This window comes from Bacillus sp. FSL R5-0439, assembly GCF_038008805.1.
GTDB classification, from domain to species: domain Bacteria; phylum Bacillota; class Bacilli; order Bacillales; family Bacillaceae; genus Bacillus; species Bacillus safensis.
Genome location: NZ_JBBOZW010000001.1, coordinates 2,123,688 through 2,147,619, shown reverse-complemented (window position 1 = coordinate 2,147,619; position 23,932 = coordinate 2,123,688). Strand labels below are relative to the sequence as shown.

The window sequence follows — 23,932 nt, the reverse complement described above, 5'->3', positions numbered from 1 at the left end:
CATGGTTAAATGTCTAACAGAACCGCGTGTTTTCTCCATTAAATAAAATCCCTTATTCTGTATAAAATAGTAAATGTCATCCAAACTTCATATTTCCTATCCTATAATGAGGGGGATGAAAAGAAATGGAGGTTTTGAATATGACAAGTATTTACCCAAAGTTTCGAGCAGCTGCGGTACAAGCAGCACCGGTCTACTTAAATTTGGAAGCAACCGTTGAGAAATCATGCGACCTGATTGACGAGGCAGCTTCAAATGGTGCAAAGCTTGTGGCATTCCCAGAAGCATTTTTACCTGGTTACCCTTGGTTTGCTTTTATTGGTCATCCAGAATATACAAGAAAGTTCTATCATGAATTATATAAAAATGCAGTTGAAATCCCTAGCTTAGCCATTCAAAAACTCAGTGAAGCAGCAAAAAGAAATGAAACGTACGTTTGTATATCATGTAGTGAAAAAGATGGCGGCTCTCTCTATTTAGCTCAGCTTTGGTTTAATCCAAATGGGGATTTAATAGGAAAACATCGGAAAATGAGAGCTTCTGTAGCAGAAAGACTCATTTGGGGGGATGGAAGTGGCAGTATGATGCCAGTGTTTCAAACTGAAATTGGAAACCTGGGCGGATTGATGTGCTGGGAGCATCAAGTCCCGCTAGATCTTATGGCGATGAATGCCCAAAATGAGCAGGTACATGTAGCCTCTTGGCCAGGTTATTTTGATGATGAAATATCAAGCAGATATTATGCCATCGCGACACAGACATTTGTGCTGATGACATCATCTATATATACGGAAGAAATGAAAGAGATGATTTGTTTAACGCAGGAGCAAAGAGATTACTTTGAAACATTTAAGAGCGGGCATACGTGCATTTACGGGCCGGATGGGGAGCCGATCAGTGATATGGTTCCAGCTGAAACAGAGGGAATTGCTTACGCTGACATTGATGTAGAAAGAGTCATTGATTACAAGTATTATATTGATCCGGCTGGACACTACTCCAATCAAAGTTTGAGTATGAATTTTAATCAACAGCCTACTCCGGTTGTGAAACAATTATATCCTCAAAAAAATGAAGTATTCACATATGAGGACATTCAATATCAACATGGTATACTTGAAGAAAAAGTGTAAATGAACGTGAAACCTTCTCTTTTTTAGAGAAGGTTTTTTTGAGGAAAGATGAAATAAATCAATGTATAATCAAAAATAGCTGATCAAAATTCAGGTAGATAAGAAAATGGGGTTATGCCAATGTCAAATATTATTTTTCATATAGACATGAATGCTTTTTATGCCAATGTAGAAATGGCGTATGATCCTTCTTTGCGAGGGAAACCTTTAGCTATCAGCGGAAATGCAAAAGAGCGTAAAGGGATTGTTGTGACGTGCAGCTACGAGGCGAGAGCATTAGGTGTGAAGCCCCCGATGCCCTTGTGGGAGGCGAAGCGGCTATGTCCGGGACTCATTGTCCGCACACCGAACTTTGACCGGTACCGCAGCTCCTCACAAGAGATGTTTACAATACTAAGAGAATACAGTGATTTAGTCGAACCTGTATCGATTGATGAGGGCTACATTGATTTAACGCATACGCCATATGCCGAACATGCGGTAAAAACGGCTCATGATATTCAAACAAGGCTAGTAGAGGAGCTGATGCTTCCTTCAAGTATCGGCATTGCACCGAATAAATTTTTAGCGAAAATGGCGTCTAATTGGAAAAAGCCAATGGGAATCACCATATTGCGTAAACGAGATGTTCCGAACATGCTTTGGCCGCTACCTGCTGGTGACATGCACGGGGTTGGACAAAAAACGGCAGATAAATTGAAAACCATCGGAATTCATACTATAGAAGACTTAGCGAAAGCGAATGAGTATACGCTAAAAGAATTGCTTGGCATTAATGGACCGAGATTAAAGCAAAAGGCGAATGGTGAACATGACGGCATCGTGGACCCAGAAAGAATATACGAATTTAAATCCGTAGGCAATTCATCCACTCTGCCTCATGATTCGGATGATTCAGATGAACTTGTCACGTTAATTGATAAGCTGTCACAATCTGTGAGTGCAAGGTTAAAGAGAAAAGAAGTGATGGCGAATCGGCTGCTCATCATGATTCGGTATGCAAGCTGGAAAAATATCACGCGAAGTATCATGCTCACAAATCCAACGGATCGAAAGGAAGACATATTTGAAGCGGCAAAACAGTTATTCCTGAAACATTGGAATGATCAGCCAGTGAGGCTCTTAGGTGTAACGGGGACAGACCTAGTCGAACGAAAAGCAGCCGTTAAACAGCTTGATTTATTTTCATATACAGAAGATGCAAAAGAAGAGCCCCTCCAAACCATTTTAGATGGACTGAAAGAAAAATATGGAAAACCGTTGGTGCAAAGAGGAATCACCATTAAGGAAAAAGAGAGTAAAACAAGCGGGACAAGTTTTAATAAAGATTTTTTTCAGGACGAAAGAGGAAATGACTAGCCTGAAAACTTGATAAAAGAGGTGATGTTGTGGTAATTTCAAAGGGTACATCATTTCAGCAGTAATCAATATAGTGTGTTAGAAGGGACGTCAGAATTATGTCAAAACAACAAATCGGTGTGGTTGGACTAGCCGTTATGGGGAAAAACCTTGCCCTCAATATTGAAAGCCGCGGTTTCTCCGTATCCGTTTATAACAGATCTAGCAGCAAAACAGAAGAGTTTCTTCAAGAAGCAGAAGGAAAAAACGTTGTTGGCACATACAGCATCGAAGAATTTGTTCAGTCGCTTGAAACACCGCGTAAAATTCTTTTAATGGTAAAAGCTGGTGCAGCAACAGATGCAACCATTCAATCATTACTTCCTCACCTAGAGAAAGGTGACATTTTAATTGATGGTGGAAATACATATTACAAGGATACACAAAGACGTAATCAAGAGCTTGCAGAAAGTGGCATTCACTTTATTGGTACAGGTGTTTCCGGCGGTGAAGAAGGCGCGCTAAAAGGTCCTTCCATCATGCCAGGCGGTCAAAAAGAAGCGCATGAGCTAGTGAAACCAATTTTAGAAGCGATCTCTGCGAAAGTAGATGGCGAGCCTTGTACAACGTATATCGGCCCAGATGGAGCAGGACATTATGTCAAAATGGTTCATAACGGTATCGAGTACGGAGATATGCAATTGATCTCTGAATCATACTTTATCTTGAAGCATGTTGCTGGATTGTCAGCAGGGGAGCTTCATGAAGTATTCTCAGAGTGGAATAAAGGCGAGCTTGACAGCTATTTAATCGAAATTACAGCTGACATTTTCACAAAAGTGGATGAAGAGACAAACCAGCCGCTTGTGGATGTGATCTTAGATAAAGCTGGTCAAAAAGGAACTGGAAAATGGACAAGCAAAAGCTCACTTGATCTAGGTGTCCCGCTTCCAATCATTACTGAATCTGTTTTTGCGCGCTACATTTCAGCTATGAAAGATGAGCGTGTGGAAGCAAGTCAATTGATCCAAGGTCCTGAGCCTGCGCAATCAGCTGAGAATAAACAAGAGCTGATCGAAGCGGTTAGAAAAGCCCTATTCATGAGTAAAATCTGTTCTTACGCACAAGGCTTTGCGCAAATGAAAGCAGCGTCTGATGAATATAACTGGGATTTAAAATACGGTGAAATTGCGATGATCTTCCGTGGTGGATGTATCATTCGTGCAGCCTTCTTACAACAAATTAAAGAAGCATATGACCGTAATCCTGAACTGAAAAACTTATTGCTTGATCCATACTTTAAGGATATTGCTCAAAACTATCAATCATCACTTCGTAAAGTCATTTCACTTGCAGTGGAACAAGGAGTTCCTGTTCCTTCATTCTCAAGTGCACTTGCTTACTTTGATAGCTATCGCACAGCTGTCCTTCCAGCGAATTTAATTCAAGCACAGCGTGACTATTTCGGTGCACATACGTATGAGCGCACAGATAAAGAAGGCGTATTCCATACTGAATGGATGAAATAAACAGAACGACTGAAAAACCTTACCTTTGGTAAGGTTTTTTTGTTTGCATCTTTTCGGCTAAAAATGAGAAAAAGAGGGATGCTATGTAAAAAAGACAAGAAAGTAGGGATAGAAGTGGGCATCTTATATGCACTTCTCCCAGCGATATTTTGGGGAAGTATTGTTCTCATCAGTGTCAAACTAGGCGGAAATGCGTATCAGCAAACTCTCGGCATTACGCTCGGCGCGTTTTTATTTTCGATTGTAGCTTTTTTCATCAAAATGCCAGAGCTGACACCGCTTATATTTGCGGTTTCCGTCATTTCAGGCATCTTTTGGAGTATTGGACAAATGAATCAGCTTTCAAGTGTCGCTTTTCTTGGCGTGTCTAAAGCGGTTCCTTTATCAACGGGCATGCAGCTTGTGAGCACGACCCTATTTGGCGTCATGGTCTTCAAAGAATGGCAGACAATGACGGTCATACTCATTGGTTCCTGCGCCATTTTACTGATCATTGCAGGTGTTGTCATGACATCGCTCGGTCAAAAAAAGAATGGCGGCGAGAATGGCAGAGGCAATTTTAAAAAAGGGATCATTATTCTACTCATATCCACCGTCGGCTACGTCGGATATGTTGTCATTTTAAGATGGTTTGATATTGATGGCTGGTCTGCACTCGTCCCGCAATCTGTCGGCATGCTGCTTTCATCCTTAGCGATTAGTTTAAAGCAGGATCCATTTAGTAAATATACGTTTAGAAATATCATTTCCGGTCTTGTTTGGTCAACAGGAAATCTTGGGCTTCTTTTGGCCATTCCATTAATTGGCGTAGCCGTAAGCTTTTCAATGTCACAAACAGGGATTGTCATCTCAACACTAGGCGGCATTTACTTATTAAAAGAGAAAGCATCTAGAACAAGCTTTGTCATTGCAGGCTGCTTGATGATTATTGCAGGCGGTGTGCTGCTAGGCTTTACAAAATAGGAGGTAACACGAATGTATCCAGATTTAGAAGGAAAAACAGTTCTGATTACAGGTGCAGGTACAGGAATTGGTCAAGCGATGGCACGCCGATTTGGACAAGAAAAAGCCAATGTGGTGATCAATTACTTTTCTGATAAAGAAAATCCGGATGACACCATTGCAGAAATTCAAAAACATGGCGGACAGGCTGTGAAAATCAAAGGAGATGTATCAAAGGAAGAGGATATGCAAGCAATGATTAATAAAGCTGTTGATACATTCGGCAGCCTTGATGTGATGATCAATAACGCAGGCATTGAAAATGAAGTGCCTTCCACCGAAATGACGCTGGATAATTGGAACAAAGTGATGTCTACCAATTTAACAGGTATGTTTCTAGGATGCCGTGATGCACTAAAGTATATGACGGATCATGGGATAGAAGGCTCGATCATTAATATGTCGTCTGTTCATCAGCAAATTCCTTGGCCTCATTTTGTCCATTATGCAGCTAGTAAAGGAGGCGCCAAGCTTTTGACAGAAACATTGGCGCTTGAATATGCCCCTAAAAAAATTCGTGTAAACAGTATTGCACCAGGCGCCATTGATACCCCGATTAATGCGGAGAAATTCGATGATCCAGCCTTGAAAAAAGGCGTGATTGAGCTGATTCCAATTGGCTATATTGGAAAGCCGGAAGAAGTGGCAGCATGCGCTGTCTGGCTGGCATCAAAAGAAGCAAGCTATGTTACGGGCCTAACGTTATATGTAGACGGCGGCATGACAAAGTATCCAGGTTTTCAGGCAGGAAAAGGATAATATAAAAAAAGAGCGTGCAATACGCTCTTTTTTTATATTAAATACAGACAAATAAAATTAAATGTCTAGACATTTAAAAATAAAAATATATAATATTAATTGGAAGCGCTTTTATTACAACGATGGGGTGAGAGAAATGAAACGTATTTTATTAGCATGCAGTTCAGGAATGTCTACGAGTTTACTAGTGACAAAAATGAAAGCACATGCCGATTCAATTGGGGACGAAGCAGAAATTTGGGCAGTTGGGCAAGATCAAGCGAGAAAAGAAATGGCGAATGCGGATGTTGTGTTAATTGGACCGCAAATGAGCTTTTTAAAAGGAGATCTGCAAAAAGAAGCAAAAAAATACGGGATTGAGGTAGAAGTCATTGATATGCAGGCATACGGGCTTGCCGATGGACAAAAAGCGTATGAACAGGCACTTGCACTGATGGGGGAATCTTAAAGGATGGAAAAGAAAACACTCGAAGGGCTCACGGAGGAACAAGTCAGCTTTCAATTGATCTTACACAGCGGGAATGCACGCAGTAAATTGCTCGAGGCTCTGAAACAATATCGAGAAGGTCTAGAAGAAAAGGCTTTTGGTCTCATGAAAGAAGCGGAAGAAGATTTACGGCATGCACATGACATCCATTTTCAACTCGTGCAGAAGGAGGCAGGAGGAGAAACAACATCCTTTTCTTTACTGCTCATGCACGCCGAAGATCACTTAATGTCGACTATTACCATCAAGGAGCTTGTGGGAGAGCTCCTGCCGATATTCCAATCGCTTAAACAATAAAGGGTGTAAACAAGGGGGGAAACCAATGTTTGATAAAATAAGTGCCATTTTGGTTCCGATTGCTGGGAGATTGAACAACAACCGCTATTTAGGCGTATTAAGGGATGCCTTTATGCTTGCGTTCCCGCTCACCATCTTTGGTTCCATTATGGTTGTGCTGATGAATTTGCCATTTTTAGATAAAATCATGAGTAAAACCGTACTGGAAGGCGTCCAGTCTGCACTGAATATCGCACCGAGTGCGACCATCAGCATTATGAGTGTGTTTGTTGTATTTGGGATCGGCTACTATTTATCAAAAAGCTATGATGTAGAAGCTGTCTTTGGCGGCGTGATTGCTTTAGCCTCTTTCTTGCTTCTAACTCCGTTTTTACTAGAACAAGAAGGCGGTGCAACGATTGCAGGCGTTATCCCAGTCGATCGTTTAGGTGCTAAGGGGATGTTTCTAGGAATGATCACAGGCTTTTTATCTGCTGAAATTTATCGTTATTTTGTCCAGAAGAAATTTGTGATCAATATGCCGCAAGGGGTTCCGCCAGCTGTTTCCAAGTCTTTTGCTGCACTGATCCCGGCTACTTTGACACTTACAACCTTTTTATTAATTAACATCATCATTACACAAGGCTTCAAAACAAATATGCATGATCTGATTTATCATGCAATTCAGGCGCCGCTTGTCGGTCTTGGAAGCGGTATCATTCCGACGTTGATCGCTGTTTTCTTTATACAAATTCTTTGGTTCTTTGGGCTTCACGGCCAAATTATTATCAACTCTGTCATGGATCCGATTTGGAATACATTATCCATTCAAAACCTAGAGAGCTATACAAAAACAGGTGAGGTTCCTAATATCATCAGCAAGCAGTTTATTGAAATCTATACGGTTGGAATGGGTGGAACCGGTATGACGCTTGCTGTTGTGTTTACCATATTAATTTTCCTGAAAAGTAAGCAATTAAAACAAGTAGCCAAGCTCGGCTTAGGACCAGGATTATTTAACGTCAATGAACCGATTATCTTCGGTTTACCAATTGTCATGAATCCGCTTATTCTGATTCCGTGGATTTTGGCGCCAATGGTCATTACATGTATTACTTATTTTGCGATGGCATCAGGCATTGTACCGCCGCCTACAGGCGTGAATATCCCGTGGACAGTACCGATCTTTATTAGCGGAATGATGGCGACTAATTCACTAGCTGGCGGTCTGCTTCAGTTGTTTAACCTGATGATTGTGTTTGTCATTTGGTTCCCGTTCCTGAAATTTATTGACCGGATGAATGTGAAAAATGAAAAAATAACGACAACAGAAAATACGAAGGCAGCAAACATCAAAGGTGAAGGAGACTCAATACATGTCGATGGAAACTAACAAGCAATCATATACATTTCCAGAAGGTTTCTGGTGGGGATCTTCTGCTTCTGCGACGCAAACGGAAGGGAGCGTCCCTGGTGATGGAAAGGGACCGAACATTTGGGATCATTGGTTTGAACAAGAGCCGACTCGTTTTTTTGATGGCGTAGGGCCGAACGTGACATCTCAATTTTATCGAAAATATAAAGAAGATATCCGTCTAATGAAAGAAATTGGCCACAATTCATTTCGGCTGTCGATTTCATGGTCACGCCTTTTACCTGAAGGAACAGGTGCCGTCAATGAAGAAGCGGTGTCCTTTTATAATGATGTAATCAATGAACTGATTGCACATGATATCGAGCCATTTGTGAACCTATACCATTTCGATATGCCAATGGCGCTGCAGGAGAAAGGCGGCTGGGTGAACAGACAGGTGGTCGACGATTATGTCAGCTATGCGACATTATGCTTCCAATTATTTGGTGACCGGGTGAAAAAATGGTTTACCCATAACGAACCGATTGTTCCTGTAGAGGGCGGATATATGTATAGCTTTCATTATCCAAACGAAGTCGATTTCCAAAAGGCTGTGCAGGTCGGTTTTCATGAACTTTTATCAAATGCGAAGGCGATTGCGGCTTATAAAGAGATGCAGCAAGGGGGTAAGATTGGCATCATCTTAAACCTGACCCCTTCGTATCCGCGAAGCCAGAATCCGCGCGATGTAGAAGCAGCTGAGATGGCCGATGCTTTCTTTAACCGCTCCTTCTTAGATCCTGCGGTGAAAGGACACTTCCCGGAAAAACTAGTAGAAGTCTTAAAGAAAGAAGGCTTTATGCCAAGTATGGAAGAAGGGGACCTTGAGCTGATTCAAGAGAATACGATTGATCTTCTTGGCATCAATTATTATCAGCCAAGAAGAGTGAAAGCGAAAGAGCATATGCCGCATCCTCAAGCGCCCTTTATGCCGAACCATTACTTTGATTCTTTTGAAATGCCGGGAAGAAAAATGAATGTGTATCGAGGCTGGGAAATCTATGAAAAGGGTATTTACGATATATTGAAAAAAGTCCAGACAGACTATGATAATATCGAATGCTTTATTTCTGAAAATGGTATGGGTGTCGAAGGAGAAGAGCGATTTAAGGATGAAGAAGGAATGATTCATGACGATTACCGTATTGATTTTATATCTGAGCACCTCAAATGGGTGCATCAAGCCATTCAAGAAGGAAGCAATGTGAAAGGTTATCATCTGTGGACATTTATGGACAACTGGTCCTGGTCGAATGCATATAAAAATCGTTATGGATTTGTCTCAGTTGATCTTCAAAAAGACGGGAAACGAACGATTAAGAAGAGTGGATACTGGTTTCAATCAGTTTCAAAGAATAACGGTTTTTAATCAAAATACTTGCTCTTTCCTTGAAAAGGGCAAGTATTTTTCTTATGTGACGGTAAGTGGATGAAACAAAAATGGCTGGCACCTTTTAAGCTCACATCCCTTAGTGTAGAATGAGAAGAAGGCTAAAAAACGCCATATTCCTTCTTGAAATAAGGCGCTATGAAAAAACAAGTCAGTTGGTGGTGTGAGATGAAGAAGTACGAACTCATTTCAGAAGAAATCAGAAAACGAATAGGAACAGCATATTATCCAGAAGATCAACCCATTCCAGATGAAAACTCGCTTGCCGCTGAATTTCAATGCAGCAGAATGACGATGAAGCGTGCGCTTGATCTTCTCGTTGCAGAAGGTCTGCTCTTTAGAAAAAGAGGCCACGGTACATTTATTGTGAAGGCGGCGCTCAATCAAGGGGCCATCAATGTATCAGGCCATGAAAATAAAGGGTTCACAAAAGTCATGGCGGATAAAAACGTCACGACTCAAATCATTCACTTTGATGTCCATTTTCCAAGCGAAGAGGTGGCAGCCCATCTATCTATTGACTCAACCACACCTGTTTATGATATCATCCGGCTCCGTCTTGTGGATGAAGAGCCTTATGTATTAGAAAAAACGTTTATGCCTGTCAATCTCATTAAGGGCATAGATGAAGAAGTTCTACTGGGTTCTATCTATGGCTATATTTCAAATGAGCTTCATTTAAAAATAGCAGGAGCGCACAAGAAAATTAGAGCGGCTAAATCAGATCAGCTGGATCAGCAGTATTTAGGGTGTGACCCAACAGATCCTGTGCTTGAAGTCGAGCAGGTTGCTTATTTAAACGCAGGGCAGCCATTTGAATATTCGTTTAGCCATCATCGCTATGATAAATTTGACTTTTCAACGGTTGAAATCACGAAAACAGGACGTTAAAAAAAGAGCAGAACCCCCGAGGGAGACTGCTCTTTTTTTATTTGATTTTATATATTCCACCAATGATATCCATCTTTTTCTAGAAGCTCATCCGCTTCTTTCGGTCCCATAGAACCAGCAGGATAGTTTGGTTTTAATGTTTTGTTTTCTGCCCATTTCTCAGAAATCGGATCAACGAAGTTCCAAGAAAGTGCTACTTCATCCCAGTGAGCAAAGTTTGTTGCATCGCCTAGTAAGCAGTCATGAATCAGTTTTTCATATGCTTCTGGTGTATTCATGATGTCGTTATAGTTTGTTTGGTAGTCGAGTTTAATCGGTTTCGCATACGTGCCGCCATCCAGCTTGCGAGCATTCAGGTGAAGGGTGATGCCTTCATCTGGCTGAATATGAATGACAAGTAGGTTTGGATGCATGGCATTTCCGTTACCATAGTACAGGTTCATTGGAATGTCTTTAAATTGAACCACGATTTGAGTAGATTTCTTTTCTAACCGTTTTCCTGTACGAATGTAAAATGGCACCCCGGCCCATCTAAAGTTATCAATCAGCAGCTTCCCAGCAACAAATGTTTCTGTGTTTGAGTTCGGGTCAACATTTTGCTCTTTCAGATAAGAAGGAACCACCCTGCCATCAATCGTACCAGTATCATACTGTCCGCGGACAAAGAATTGATCGACCTCATCTTTAGAGAAAGGACGAAGAGCGCGCAATACTTTCCGTTTTTCGCTGCGGATTTCCTCTGTATTCAGTTTAATTGGCGGCTCCATTGCTAAAAGGGCAACCATTTGAAGCATATGGTTTTGGACCATATCTCTTAGTGCACCAGAATTTTCGTAATATCGAGCCCGGTCTTCAACCCCCAATGATTCACTGGATGTAATTTGAATGTTTGAGATATAGCGGTTTGTCCAAAGCGGTTCAAAGATGGCATTCGCAAAACGGATAACCTCTATGTTTTGAACCATTTGTTTACCAAGATAGTGGTCAATACGATAAATTTGATCTTCTGTGAATGCATCACGAATTTCTTCATTTAATGTTTTCGCACTTGGCAGATCATGCCCAAATGGCTTTTCAATGACAAGTCGTGACCAGCCGGTTGTTTCTGATACGCCCTCACTCTTTAGGAACTTCGCAATCGTTCCGAAAAATTCCGGTGCCATAGCTAAATAGAACATGCGGTTATTTGGAATACTGTACGTATCTTCAAGGCCTGTTAGAAGCGTGTTAAGTGATTGATAGGAAGCAGGGCTTGATACGTCAAAATCGTGATAATAGAAATGTGAAATGAACTCTTCTGTTTTCGCTTCTGCATCATCAGAAGAAACAGATTCCTTTACCACAGATCTGAGGTCCTCATGAGACCACGGACGGCGTCCAACTCCAACAACAGCGAATTGATCACCGAGCTTTCCGCTATGATAAAGTCTATGTATAGAAGGGTAGAGCTTGCGTTTGGCAAGGTCTCCTGTTGCGCCAAAAATGACAATGACTGCTTTAGGGTTGTTAGTTTCTGTATTCACGAGAAGTACCTCACTTTATTCGTAGCATTGTTGTAAAAACCGAGAATGTATGTACATTTTCTTTATTTTAAAGGTTCATTGTTCGTAAAGCAAACATTTGATTCGACTTTTTCTGCTCTCGTTTCACTTTTTTCAAAAATTCCGCTGAATTCACATTTACCTTGTCTTCATGTATTCTATATGAATGAAGATATTGTATACCGGCTTTAGGAGGAAAAGTAATGGAACTGCTCTTTTTAGGAACAGGTGCAGGCATTCCTGCAAAAACAAGAAACGTCACTTGCACAGCGCTAAAGCTTTTAGAAGAACGAAATGCAGTGTGGCTTTTTGATTGCGGAGAAGCAACGCAGCACCAAATCTTACATACAACGATTAAACCGAGAAAGATCGAGAAAATATTTATCACACATATGCACGGAGATCACGTATATGGCCTTCCGGGACTTCTTGGCAGCAGATCCTTTCAAGGCGGGGAGGATGAATTGACGATCTATGGACCAAAGGGCATCAAGGCCTTTGTAAACGCATCACTTTCAGCCTCGCAAACGCATTTGACATATCCGCTGCATATCATAGAAATAGAAGAAGGGATCGTATTTGAAGATGATACCTTTCGAGTAGAAGCAAGAAGAGTCTCTCACGGAATTCCAGCTTTCGGCTACCGGGTTGTGGAAAAAGATCTGCCTGGTTCATTAAAAGCCGAAGACCTAAAAGAAATCGGTGTAAAACCTGGACCTTTGTATCAGAAGTTGAAAAATGGGGAAACCGTGACACTCGAAGATGGAAGAACCATCGATGGAACCGATTATTTGGAACCCCCTAAAAAAGGGAGAATCGTTGCATTTTCAGGAGATACCCGTTTGTGCGAGAATATAACAAGGCTTGCCAAAAATGCGGATGTGTTAGTCCATGAAGCAACATTCGGTAAAGAAGATGCAGATTTAGCCTACAATTATTATCACAGCACAACAGAACAAGCAGCGAAAACAGCAGAGGAAGCAGGCGCAAAAAGGCTCATTTTGACCCATATAAGTGCACGTTACCAAGGAGAAGAGGCACTGAAACAACTGTTGAAAGAAGCCCGCGATATATTCCCGCTGACAGAAGCTGCACATGATTTCTCTTCTTTCCCCATTGAACGCACCCTGTAAAAATTGGATGAATCGTCAAAAAAAGTTGTGTGATTTTTTTGATATTTATGATGACGCTCTTTTTCAGGTAGTGGTAAAATGGTGAAGAAAAAACAAATGACGAATCAAACTATGAAGAATACGGGAGGCACAATCAAAGATGAGCGGTTTTACAGCATTAAGTGAAGCAGAATTGAATGACCTATATGTGGCACTACAAAATGAGTATGAAACTTACAAAAGTAAAAACTTGCACTTAGACATGTCTAGAGGGAAGCCTTCACCAAAACAGCTCGATTTGTCTATGGGCATGCTCGATGTTGTGACATCAAAGGATGCAATGACAGCTGAAGATGGCACAGATGTGCGAAACTATGGCGGCTTGACAGGCCTTCCTGAAACGAAGAAATTTTTTGCAGATGTTCTTAATTTAAAGCCAGAACAAATCATCATCGGCGGTAACTCAAGCCTGAATATGATGCATGATACCATTGCACGTGCGATGACTCACGGCGTATGTGACAGCAAAACACCTTGGGGAGAGCTGCCAAAGGTAAAATTCCTTGCACCAAGCCCAGGGTATGACCGTCATTTTGCCATTTGTGAGCTATTTAACATAGAGATGATCACGGTCGATATGAAGGCTGATGGACCTGATATGGATCAGGTAGAAAAATTGGTCGCAGAAGATGAAGCAATTAAAGGCATTTGGTGTGTACCGAAATATAGCAATCCAGACGGCATTACGTATTCAGATGAAGTCGTTGACCGCTTAGCCTCAATGAAAACAAAAGCAGACGACTTCCGCATTTTTTGGGATGATGCATATGCAGTCCACCATCTAACGGATACACCTGATAGGTTAAAAGATATTTTTCAAGCAGTTGAAGAGGCAGGATACCCGAACCGTGTGTTTATGTTTGCGTCTACGTCTAAAATTACATTCCCAGGCTCAGGTGTTGCACTGATGGCATCTAGCCCGGACAATGTGAGCTTTACTCAAAAGCAATTATCGATTCAAACGATCGGACCGGACAAAATCAATCAACTAAGACATCTTCGTTTCTTCCAGAATCCAGAAGGTTTGAAGGAACATATGAAAAAGCATGCAGCGATCATTAAGCCAAAATTTGACCTCGTTCTTTCCATTCTTGACGAAAAACTTGGCGGAAAAGATATCGCTGAATGGCACAAGCCAAATGGCGGATATTTCATTAGTTTAAATACACTTGATCATTGTGCAAAAGCGGTTGTGCAAAAAGCTAAAGAAGCAGGTGTCACAATGACAGGTGCAGGTGCAACATATCCATATGGAAAAGATCCGCTTGATCGTAACATTCGCATTGCACCAACATTCCCGGCTCTTGAAGAACTAGAGCAAGCGATTGACATCTTTACATTATGTGTTCAGCTTGTCAGCATTGAAAAGCTGCTTTCAGAAAAAAGTCAATCTGCTCCAACGGCATAAATAAAAGAAACTCCTTGACTCATAATGGGTCAAGGAGTTTTTCGTTTTAATTAGCAGTTTGATAATAGGAGACAGGTTGTTTGGCTGCGCACCATACATCATAGATGGCAAGCTGTACAATATGCGGTTCATCATGATGAATATAGTGCGAGCTGTTCTGCGCTTGAATCCATCCGCTTTGGGATGACAAAGACAGCATGCGTTTATGCAGTCTGAGCCAAGCTTCATGCGCTGGATGAAACAATCGGCTCTTACCTGATGAAATGACAAGAAGCGGCATCATCCCATAATGGGTTTGCTCCTCTTTGATTGTGCTTAACATTTGCTGAAAGTCCTCATGCGTACATTCTGCTGTAAATTGCGCCATATATGAAGTGCGTTCTTCCTTTGATAAAAGCGGCAGGATCACCTGCTCTTGTTCCTCACTTGCTGGGTCTAGCAGCACCATGCCGATGACATCATCTCCTCTTCGGCTTGCCCATAGCCGGCTGACAAGAGAGCCGAATGAGTGAGCGACGATGAGAAATGGCGGCTGAATATTGGCTTCTTTCAGCAGCGCATCTAAATCATCAGCGAGGTCATGCAAGGTTCTTCCTTCACCGCTCTTACTGCTCTTTCCATTTCCTAAACGGTCGTATAAGAAAACCCCAAGCTCTGGGTCAATATCACGGGCCATATTCGACCACGTATCACTAGAAATGCCGTAGCCAGCTTCAAAGATAATCGTGGCTTGCCTTTTGCCTTGACGATGTTTTGTATAAAAATGGTGTCCATCTATATGATACATTTTTTCAATCATTGCCGAATTCATTCTTCCATCTCCTCTAAGTGGTTCTTTAGCTAAAAGACGGCACAAAAGGCAGATATGTTTCTCTTAAAAACAAAAAAGATGCCTATTTCGAAAAATAGACACCTTTTTTCCTAAAAGCTTTTACCAAGCACGATCATATTGACGCGGGCTTTCAATGGATGTGCGGAGCTCTTGAGCAGCTGTTTTTGGAAAGTATGGATCGCGTAAAAATTCTCTGCCAATAAAGATCAAATCTGCACGCTGATTTCGTAAAATCTCCTCTGCCTGTACACCAGATGTGATCAGACCGACAGCAGCTGTTTGAATGCCGGCACCTTCTTTTATTTTCTCAGCGAATGTTACTTGGTAGCCGGGGAATGTGTTGATTTTCGCCTGTACGACAGCACCTGAGCTGACATCAATTAAGTCGACTCCTTGCTCTTTGAGCCAAGTGGCAATCCCAATATAATCTGCAATATCAAGTCCTTTTGTTGTGTAATCAGAAGCCGACACACGTACAAATAAAGGTCCGTCCCATACGGCGTTGACTGCGTCTACGACTTCTCTTAAGAAACGATAGCGGTTTTCTGGTGAACCGCCATAGTCGTCTGATCGGTGGTTCGCAAGCGGTGAAAGAAATTCATTGATCAAATAGCCATGTGCACCATGAATTTCAATGATGTCAAAGCCCGCTTTTTTTGCCCGTACAGCTGCATCCTGAAACGCCTGAACGGTATCTTTGATTTGATCAACAGACATCTCGATAGGGGTTTTAGATGTTTCATCAAATGGAATGCTTGATGGTGCAAGGATGTCCCCATCAAGTTCAGCTTTACGTCCTGCATGGGCTAGCTGGATGGCTGTCTTCGTTCCATATGCTTTGATTTGTTCGTTTAATGAAGCAAATCCTTCAATGTGCTCATCGCTCCAAATACCGAGGTCTTGATCACTAATTCTTCCCTCAGGAGATACAGCACTTGCTTCCACCATGATGAGGCCAGCCTGACCTTGTGCCCGGGAAATATAATGTGTGAAGTGGAAAGGCTGTAATTTCCCATCACGGTCATAAGATGAATACATACACATCGGGGACATCACGATGCGGTTTTTCAGTGTAACACCTTTTAATGTCCAAGGTGAAAAGAGTTTTGTTTCCAAATACCTTCGCCTCCTCATGGAATTGTATAGCCGATTATAACAGCCATTCAAACTTTCGTCATAAAAGGTGCTCAAAGAATATAGCTTTTATACACGTTTTTGTATAATGGAGAGATAGAGACATCAAAGGGGGAGAACGGATGAAATGGCAAACAGAGAGTGAACTAAGGGAGCTCCTGACAGCTCTTATGCAGTATGAAAGCATATCAGGTACAACAGGAGAAGTCGCGTTAGCGGAGTACTTATATTATTTGCTAAGGGAACGGCCTTATTTTGAGCAGAACCCTGATCATTTGGCTTTGCATCCGATGAAAGATGGCCGGTATTATTTAACGGCACTTGTGAAGCGCAGTACGCTGCGGCGTACCGTGCTGCTTCTTAGTCACTTTGATGTAGTTGATACAGAAGATTACGGCGAATTTCAAAACATGGCATGCAAGCCTGAAGAGTTAATGGCATCCTTTTCGCAAAAAAGTGCGCTTCTTCCAACGAGGGCAAGAGAGGACCTTGCTTCAGGTGACTGGCTGTTTGGGAGAGGGGCCATGGATATGAAAGCAGGTCTCACCGTGCAGCTTTCTATGCTGGAAAGAGCGATGACAGAAACATTTGATGGAAATGTCCTGCTCGTCACAGTCCCTGATGAAGAAGTGAATTCACAAGGAATGCTTGAGGCTGTCCCGAAACTAAAGGAGCTTAAAGAAAAGCATGACCTTGACTATACCGCGTGTTTGAACAGTGAGCCCATGTTTGAAAAGTATCCAGGGGATGAACATCATTATATGTATACAGGCAGTATAGGAAAGGTATTAGCCGGATTTTTCTGTAAAGGGATTGAAACGCATGTAGGAGAGCCATTCTCAGGTTTAAATGCGAATTTTATGGTATCTGAACTAAACCGGCTGTTAGAGCTCAATAGTGATTATTGTGAGGAAGTAGATGGTGAAGTAACTCCGCCCCCAACGAACTTAATGCAAAAGGACTTGAAAGAAGCCTATTCCGTTCAAACACCTCACACAGCCGTATCTTTATTTAATGTGCTCATGATGAAACGTTCAAGTGAAGAACTGCACGGCCTTCTCTATGATACTGCGAAACAAGCAGCAGACCAAATCGAGGCCAATCTTCAGCAAAAAACAGCTGACTTTCAGCGCTTCAAACACTTTACACCAATTGACACTCGGGTTACGGTACTCACGTATCACGAGCTGTATCAAAAGGCCGCAGAACGCTCTGGTGAACAGGAGGTTGAGCGCATTGTCAACTATGCCTTTGCCAACCGGGGTGAGCTTGGAGATCGTGATTTTTCAACGAAAATTGTCTCGGAGCTGACGACGCTTTGTAAAGAAGAAGGACCGCTGATTGTTCTATTTTATAGTCCGCCATTTTACCCTTCTGTGTCCTCAACAGAAGATCCGCATATTCAGAAGACATTCAAGAAGATTCAAGAAGAGGCAAAAGAGGTGTACGGACTTGAAGTAGAGGAAGTGAAATATTTCCCGGGATTGTCTGATTTAAGTTACTTACAGCTCGAAAAGCAGGAGGTAGGTCATTACACGACCAATATGCCGCTTTACCAAAAAGGCTATTCTTTACCGCAAGGAGAAAAGGAAGCCCTTTATGTTCCAGTCATCAACGTGGGTCCATTAGGAAAGGACCCGCACAAATGGACAGAGCGGCTGCACGTCCCGTTCTCTTTTGGCATTTTGCCAGAATTACTAGAATCAACCATTCATGCTTTATTAGAGAAAAAGTAAGTAGATGTGTGAAGAGCTCTATCTTGATGATAGGGCTTTTGGTTGTGAATGTTCAGTCTATATTTTCATGGTTATACCAAAAGTTTCATACGTAAATTGTATATAAAACAATAGTCCTTACAAAAAGTAGTGAAAATGATTGAAATATTCAGAAAAGTCTATTATAATCAATTATGTAATTAAGTTACATTTATTCTAATTAAAAGGAGGTGATAAAAATGAAGCGTAACGAGTGGATTGCAATCTAATGAATAGAATCAATACTTACTGAAAAGAGTTTTTCGCAGAGAAGTGCTTTATTTAGCTTCTCTGTGAATTTGTATGTAGGATAAAAATAGACGAGAGTTGGGTGAGATAATTGTCAAATATGAAAAGTTATTATGATGAGCATCCGTCTTTGTGGAATTTTCTTTATCCGTTTTTTGGCCAAGCGAGCCAAGAAGGAGCACAATCTCGTGTGACAGAATTCATTCAGAAAGAGCGAACATTTCAAAAAGGGAAAAACGCTTTATATTTACATATCCCTTTCTGCGATACGATTTGTTCGTTTTGTCCTTTTATTAAATCTACGAAATATGAGCCCATTATCGGAAAATATATAGATGCTTTAATCAATGAGATGCGTATCTTATCCCAATCCCCTAATATCCAAAAAATGACGTTTGATGTGGTGTTCGTTGGTGGAGGGACTCCTTCCATAATGCCCCCAGAGCTAATCTATCGACTTTCGACCGCTATAAAAGAAAATTTCTCATTATCTGCTGATTATGAATGGACATTTGAATGTGAAGCAAAAACAGCTACGCCAGAAAGAGTGGCTGCTATGGCTGAAGGTGGAGCCAACAGAGGGAGCTTTGGTGTCCAAACATTAAATGAACACTATCGGAAAATGTTCAACTTAACGGCTAGTTTTGATCAAATCTCTCAGACTGTGGACTTAATGAAACGTCATTTCCAATCTTATAATATTGATTTGCTTTATCAGCTGCCTGGACAAACGAAAGAAGAGATGATTGAGGACATAAATGGAGTGATGGCATTAGGAAGCACAAGTATTGATACGTATCCACTAGAATATATTGCTTGTTCAAAGGGATGGTTATCAAAAATTAACAAAGGCAAGGTGCCAATGCCGCCAAATCCTAAAGAAAAATTTGAGTTTAGTGATACATTATATCTTCATTTAAAAACGAATGGCTGGCATCAAAATTATGTGTATACGTTTATGGCTCCAGAGCATCAGAATAAACGTTTTCAATATGGCGAAGTGATTTACGGAGGATATGAAGATCAATATATTGGTTTGGGAACAGGAGCGATCTCCTATATGCAAGGCATGATATGGTCAAATGAAGGAAATACGCAAAAGTATATCGAAAGCCTAACGAATCAAGAATTACCTATTGTTAAATCTAGAGAATATCATGCTTTTGATAGAAGACTCGTCTTCTTCCCTAAAACAATGAAAATAGAAAAAACGCATCTGAATCGAATGCCAAAACGTGAAGAAATCTATCGTAAACTACACCTGCTCATAATGAAAGGAGTAGTTGAAGAAGCGGAGCAATATTTTTTAATCAAAGAAGAAGCGAAGCCATGGTATCCGGCGATCTTAGTTGATCTTATACCAGAAAAAGAGAGAGAAAATTATGATCAAGCCGTGGAGTTTATGCAAAAAGAGTTAGGTTGGTACGAGTCGACTGAGGTGCTCCTCTAATGGTTTCAAAGAAAGAAACGACATCGCTATTCAAAGATCAAAATTTTGTCTGTTTCTTTATTGGGCAAAACTTATCAGCTTTTGGAGATTGGTTTAGAACGATAGCGACAATTGGTTTAATTTATGAACTTACTGGGAAAGCGACTCATCTAAGCATTCTATTTATTTGTTCCATGCTCCCTCTTATTTTAACATCTATGCTTTTGAGCCCAATTATAGATAAGTTTTCTTACAAAAAAGTTGTGATATTCGCAGATGTGGCACGTTTTATCATTGGACTGGGGTTTGTTTTAGTTGTCACAATGAATGTTACACCGTTTATCCTTTATTTATTATTGGCGTTAAATGGTGCTTTCTCTGGTATATATCTGCCAGCTCGTTCATCTATGATACCTGAAATCATTGATAAGGAGCAGCTTTCTAAGGGGAATAGTATACTGGCCACATCTTTTAGCGCATCGATGCTCATCGCGACAGGATTAGGCGGGTTGGTGACAGAAATTTGGTCAATTTCTACAATTTATTTAGTAGATGCGCTGACATTTTTATTATCAGCTATGCTGTTAATTCCTATTAAAGCGAAAGAAGCATCTGAAAAAAAAGAGTATGTGTCATATGTTCAAAGTTTTAAAGAAGGGATTAAAGAAATCAAAGGATCACCCAAAATTCAAAGCGCCATATGGATATTGATGTCAAGAGAGTTTGCTTTAAGCATCGTTTATGTTTTATTTAGTCTGTATATTTTAGAAGTGGCCAGAGAAGGGAATTTTGGCTTGGGCCTTGGTCATACAATTAGTGGACTAGGGCAAATTATCGGTGGACTTACACTTGCAGCGTACTTCAAAAAAGCGAAATTCTCCTTTCAATTTTATAAAAGGTGGTCCACGTTAGCGGTTATATTGCTTGCGATATTACATGCATTGTCGTATCAACAAACGACTTTTATTGGATTTTTGATTGTTGTTTTATTAGCCAATCTATTATATAGTCCAGTCGAAGTTTTGTATTCTACTAATATTATGACCTATGCAAGCAGTCATTTAAGAGCCCGTGTTTTTTCAGTAGGTCTTGCATTATCACGCATATTTTATATTAGTGGGTTTATCCTCATGGCATTTATCGGAGATTTGATTCCTATACATATCATAGCTATAGGGATGGCCGGGCTTGTGATAGTAGCAGGTTTAATGAACAGCTTCCTGCTACTAAAAGGAAAGCATCAAGATAAATCAAAAGTAGAAATGCATTCACTGTAAAGGGGACGTTGATTGCGTAATGGAAACTGGGAAATTAACAAAAACAGACATCATCACATCGCTTCAGGAAAGTATGAGTGAACTAGAGAAGCTAGTGAAGGCTTGTGATGATTACACACTGGATCAATCTTTGGTGGAGGGGAAGTGGTCAATCAAGCAGCTCGCCGGGCATTTGTATGACACAGAAGAAGTCTGGTCAGAGCGGATAGAGCAGGCGATATCAGATGATCAAACGCCCTTTCAATCGTATGATCCTGAAATGTATGTGAAAGATAGAGCGTATGAATGGTATAACGCAGAGGAGATCAAAGCATTGATCAAACGGATGAAAGAGAGAAGATACAACACGCTTCGGCTATTAGAAAAAGATATATGGGAACAATCAGGCCTGCATCCGGAAGAAGGACTGATGACCGTTCAAATATTAGCTGAAACCATCGCTTTACATGAACAACATCATCTGGATCAAATCAAAGCCATCATGTCAATGAGTGAATCATCTACATGAGGAGGTGCTAATAGTGAAGCATCAAGAATTGTTAGTTGATGTGAATTTTTATCAGGCACGTGATTCTTTATTAGAACAAGCCATTTCTAGTAAAGAACAGAAAGAACCGAAGTGTGAATCACGAAATTCACACCCAGTAGCCAACGAAAAAAAATAGAGGGGTATATGTGAAAAAGCACCTGCATCAAAACAGGTGCTTTTCAAATTCATTTATACGTGCTTGCTGAAAACATTTCGTTTAATTCTGCTGCGCGTTTAGTGGCTGTTTTGACACAATCGACAACAGCTTCTTCAAATTGATAGGCAGCCAGTGTGTTCAGACCGGCTTCTGTTGTTCCGCCTTCACTAGTGATTTCTTTGCGCAGTTCGGCAGGTTCTTTTCCGCTGTCTTGAAGCATATTGGCGGCGCCTGCAATCATTTGGCAAATGAGTAATTTCGCAGTTGCTTGGTCCATTCCAAGTTCCGAAGCACCTCGCTCCATTCCTTCAATCAAATGATAAATGAAGGCAGGGCCGCTGCCTGCGATGGCTGTCACCGCATTTAGCTGTGATTCATCTAATACGGTGACATGCCCGATTGTTTCAAACAGCTCGACAGCCTTTTTCTTTTGCTCCTCAGTCACTTCTTGACTTACGGCAATACCTGTTGCTGACTGCTGAATCGCCGCTGATGTATTTGGCATCGCACGAACGACTGCACTCTTGCCGCCAGCATAGTGTTGAATCGTTTCAATGGAAATACCCGCTAAAATCGAAATGATCAGCTGTCCATGTAAATGGGGCTGGACTTCAAAAATTCCGCTTTCTGCATCCTTCGGTTTTAAGGCAAAAACGAGAATATCCGCTTCTTCATAAATAAAGGAGCGAGCGAAATCCGTTTTGACCCCATATCGCGCCTGTAATTCCTCTAATCGTTTTTCATTCGTTTTGTTTGTGACAATGATATCTTCATTCGACATCATGCCGCTTTTTAATAAACCTTTGATCATAGACTCTGCCATCGAGCCTGCACCGATAAATCCAATTTTACTCATAAGCTGCTCCTCCTTGTAGAAAATAAAAAAACCTCTCGCCTGAAAAGGACGAAAGGTTTTTCGCGGTACCACCCTCAATTAGCATGCAAACATGCATACTCAGCTCTAGTCCCTTAACGCGGGAAACGTTTAGGTTTGCCTAACAGCTCAAAGGGCAGGTTCAGCAAATAAGAGGATGGTGAAGTCTTACAGCCGGCGGACCTCACTCTCTTGCATCATTATTTTGCTTACTAATCCTTGTCATCGCGCATCATATATTTGTTGTTCATTATGCAACGATGGACAAGTTTATGTCAATAGGGGGAGTTAAAAAATTGCCCATCTAAACCGCATGACAGTCTGCCTTTTGCAAGATACAATGAAGTAAGAAGACTGAGTCCCACAATCATGAGTCAAAAAGCAGGAGATGACATAAAAAAGTGAAAGAAGACATCATTCAATTATCCATCCCGACGCCGTTTGCCGTTGGGGATGTGCATGCATATGTATTAAAAGGAGAGGCCGTAACCTTAGTAGATTGCGGGCCGATGACAGAAGAGGCAGAGCATGCCTTTGTCACGCAACTAAAGGAACATCGTTTATCGATAGACGATATTGATCAAGTGGTGCTGACCCATCATCATGCAGATCATGTCGGTCTATTGAATTTGATGAAACCTCATGTCCGTGTGATCGGGCACCAGCTAAATGAGCCGTATATTAGTCAGGATCCAGTGTTTAAGCAGCGCCAAGTGGACTTTATGGTTCCTTTTTTTCAGCAGTTAGGTGTGCCGCTTCGACAAAATGAGTGTGAAAAAATGGTGAAGCAATCTTATACATATTCTTGTACTTCACATGTAGATGAGGTCATAAAAGAAGGTGATCGTTTAAGCGGGCATGAACACTTCTTTGTGATGGAAACACCCGGACACGCACAGTCTCACCTTTCCTTTCTAGACGAAAGAACGGGGAATTTTATTGGCGGCGACCTGCTTTTGACGACCATTTCCTCAAATCCGTTAATGGAAGCACCGTATGAAGGTGAGGAACGTCAAAAATCACTGCTTCAATATAAAGCATCACTTAATCGGTTATTGCGTCTGCCAATCAAAACGATTTATCCGGGACACGGTCAGCTCATCACGGCTCACCATGAATTGATCGAAGAAAGATTTAAGAAACAAGAAAAACGGGCAAACACAATGTATCAGCTGCTCAAACAAAAAGAAATGACGGCCTTTCATCTTTGCCGTAAGCTATTTCCAGTGTTATATGAAGAGGCCTTATTTTTAACGATGTCAGAGACAGTCGGTCAGCTTGATGTGCTCTTAGCGGCTGGGCAAATTGAAGAAGCAGAAAAAGACGGAATCGTCTATTACAGGGCAAACTAAGGAGT

22 protein-coding genes and 1 other annotated feature are annotated in these 23,932 nt (G+C 41.3%); of the genes, 18 read left to right on the top strand and 4 right to left on the bottom strand.

Annotated elements, in window-relative coordinates:
* Nucleotides 1-140 precede the first annotated feature (140 nt).
* The 10 genes from NST59_RS10910 to NST59_RS10865 all read left to right on the top strand — a co-directional run bounded on the left by NST59_RS10910 (nt 141) and on the right by NST59_RS10865 (nt 10,219).
* On the top strand, nt 141-1,133 hold the full coding sequence (locus NST59_RS10910) for a carbon-nitrogen hydrolase family protein (RefSeq protein WP_126681615.1): 993 nt from the start codon (nt 141-143) through the stop codon (nt 1,131-1,133).
* Nucleotides 1,134-1,247: 114 nt separating this feature from the next.
* Entirely contained in the window at nt 1,248-2,492 is a 1,245-nt protein-coding gene (locus tag NST59_RS10905) for a DNA polymerase IV (RefSeq protein WP_039179779.1), read from the top strand.
* A gap of 98 nt (nt 2,493-2,590) precedes the next feature.
* Entirely contained in the window at nt 2,591-4,000 is a 1,410-nt protein-coding gene (gndA, locus tag NST59_RS10900; protein ID WP_041086071.1) for an NADP-dependent phosphogluconate dehydrogenase, read from the top strand.
* Nucleotides 4,001-4,114: 114 nt separating this feature from the next.
* Nucleotides 4,115-4,963 carry a GRP family sugar transporter gene (locus NST59_RS10895; RefSeq protein ID WP_186319801.1) on the top strand — a complete coding sequence of 283 codons (849 nt, stop codon included), beginning with the start codon at nt 4,115-4,117 and terminating at the stop codon, nt 4,961-4,963.
* Between the two features lie 12 nt (nt 4,964-4,975).
* A complete protein-coding gene (locus NST59_RS10890; RefSeq protein WP_039179773.1) occupies nt 4,976-5,761 on the top strand; it encodes an SDR family oxidoreductase in 786 nt (261 codons plus the stop codon).
* A gap of 136 nt (nt 5,762-5,897) precedes the next feature.
* Nucleotides 5,898-6,209 (top strand): PTS sugar transporter subunit IIB, encoded by a 312-nt coding sequence (locus NST59_RS10885; RefSeq protein ID WP_039179770.1) that lies wholly within the window; start codon nt 5,898-5,900, stop codon nt 6,207-6,209.
* Nucleotides 6,210-6,212: 3 nt separating this feature from the next.
* Nucleotides 6,213-6,545 (top strand): PTS lactose/cellobiose transporter subunit IIA, encoded by a 333-nt coding sequence (locus NST59_RS10880; protein WP_039179767.1) that lies wholly within the window; start codon nt 6,213-6,215, stop codon nt 6,543-6,545.
* A 25-nt stretch (nt 6,546-6,570) separates the two neighbouring features.
* Nucleotides 6,571-7,917: a PTS cellobiose transporter subunit IIC gene (celB, locus tag NST59_RS10875; protein ID WP_039179764.1), complete on the top strand. Its 1,347-nt coding sequence runs from the start codon at nt 6,571-6,573 to the stop codon at nt 7,915-7,917.
* On the top strand, nt 7,901-9,307 hold the full coding sequence (locus tag NST59_RS10870; RefSeq protein ID WP_039179761.1) for a glycoside hydrolase family 1 protein: 1,407 nt from the start codon (nt 7,901-7,903) through the stop codon (nt 9,305-9,307). The genes celB and NST59_RS10870 overlap by 17 nt, the downstream gene beginning before the upstream one ends.
* A 189-nt stretch (nt 9,308-9,496) precedes the next feature.
* Complete coding sequence (locus NST59_RS10865) at nt 9,497-10,219, top strand: GntR family transcriptional regulator (protein ID WP_024428032.1); 723 nt, start codon at nt 9,497-9,499, stop codon at nt 10,217-10,219.
* Between the two features lie 47 nt (nt 10,220-10,266).
* Here NST59_RS10865 and zwf read toward each other — a convergent pair whose 3' ends face one another.
* The gene (gene zwf / locus NST59_RS10860) at nt 10,267-11,742 is read right to left on the bottom strand and encodes a glucose-6-phosphate dehydrogenase (RefSeq protein ID WP_144490298.1); all 1,476 of its coding nucleotides are present in this window, start codon (nt 11,740-11,742) and stop codon (nt 10,267-10,269) included.
* Between the two features lie 221 nt (nt 11,743-11,963).
* On the opposite strand from zwf, the gene rnz reads away from it, so the two are divergent.
* On the top strand, nt 11,964-12,893 hold the full coding sequence (rnz, locus tag NST59_RS10855) for a ribonuclease Z (RefSeq protein ID WP_059377176.1): 930 nt from the start codon (nt 11,964-11,966) through the stop codon (nt 12,891-12,893).
* 139 nt (nt 12,894-13,032) lie between these two features.
* Nucleotides 13,033-14,340: an aminotransferase class I/II-fold pyridoxal phosphate-dependent enzyme gene (locus tag NST59_RS10850; RefSeq protein ID WP_058838003.1), complete on the top strand. Its 1,308-nt coding sequence runs from the start codon at nt 13,033-13,035 to the stop codon at nt 14,338-14,340.
* 46 nt (nt 14,341-14,386) lie between these two features.
* Here NST59_RS10850 and NST59_RS10845 read toward each other — a convergent pair whose 3' ends face one another.
* Nucleotides 14,387-15,151, bottom strand: coding sequence for an alpha/beta fold hydrolase (locus NST59_RS10845; protein ID WP_058838002.1), 765 nt, complete (start codon nt 15,149-15,151; stop codon nt 14,387-14,389).
* Between the two features lie 120 nt (nt 15,152-15,271).
* The gene (namA, locus tag NST59_RS10840) at nt 15,272-16,288 is read right to left on the bottom strand and encodes an NADPH dehydrogenase NamA (protein ID WP_082672219.1); all 1,017 of its coding nucleotides are present in this window, start codon (nt 16,286-16,288) and stop codon (nt 15,272-15,274) included.
* Between the two features lie 140 nt (nt 16,289-16,428).
* On the opposite strand from namA, the gene NST59_RS10835 reads away from it, so the two are divergent.
* From NST59_RS10835 to NST59_RS10815, 5 genes are all read left to right on the top strand, one after another.
* The gene (locus tag NST59_RS10835) at nt 16,429-18,042 is read left to right on the top strand and encodes a M20/M25/M40 family metallo-hydrolase (RefSeq protein WP_144490296.1); all 1,614 of its coding nucleotides are present in this window, start codon (nt 16,429-16,431) and stop codon (nt 18,040-18,042) included.
* Nucleotides 18,043-18,409: 367 nt separating this feature from the next.
* A complete protein-coding gene (locus NST59_RS10830; protein ID WP_126681710.1) occupies nt 18,410-19,759 on the top strand; it encodes a coproporphyrinogen-III oxidase family protein in 1,350 nt (449 codons plus the stop codon).
* A complete protein-coding gene (locus NST59_RS10825) occupies nt 19,759-21,015 on the top strand; it encodes an MFS transporter (RefSeq protein WP_126681623.1) in 1,257 nt (418 codons plus the stop codon). The genes NST59_RS10830 and NST59_RS10825 overlap by 1 nt, the downstream gene beginning before the upstream one ends.
* 19 nt (nt 21,016-21,034) lie before the next feature.
* Complete coding sequence (locus tag NST59_RS10820) at nt 21,035-21,523, top strand: DinB family protein (protein WP_126681624.1); 489 nt, start codon at nt 21,035-21,037, stop codon at nt 21,521-21,523.
* Nucleotides 21,524-21,536: 13 nt separating this feature from the next.
* On the top strand, nt 21,537-21,680 hold the full coding sequence (locus tag NST59_RS10815; RefSeq protein ID WP_185847114.1) for a hypothetical protein: 144 nt from the start codon (nt 21,537-21,539) through the stop codon (nt 21,678-21,680).
* Between the two features lie 49 nt (nt 21,681-21,729).
* Here the strand turns inward: NST59_RS10815 and proC are convergent, their stop codons facing one another.
* Complete coding sequence (gene proC / locus NST59_RS10810) at nt 21,730-22,557, bottom strand: pyrroline-5-carboxylate reductase (protein WP_106025031.1); 828 nt, start codon at nt 22,555-22,557, stop codon at nt 21,730-21,732.
* A 41-nt stretch (nt 22,558-22,598) separates the two neighbouring features.
* Nucleotides 22,599-22,810 (bottom strand) — a binding site (T-box leader).
* A 166-nt stretch (nt 22,811-22,976) separates the two neighbouring features.
* Here proC and NST59_RS10805 point away from each other — a divergent pair.
* Nucleotides 22,977-23,927 (top strand): MBL fold metallo-hydrolase, encoded by a 951-nt coding sequence (locus NST59_RS10805; protein WP_106025032.1) that lies wholly within the window; start codon nt 22,977-22,979, stop codon nt 23,925-23,927.
* The last annotated feature ends 5 nt before the right edge of the window (nt 23,928-23,932 follow it).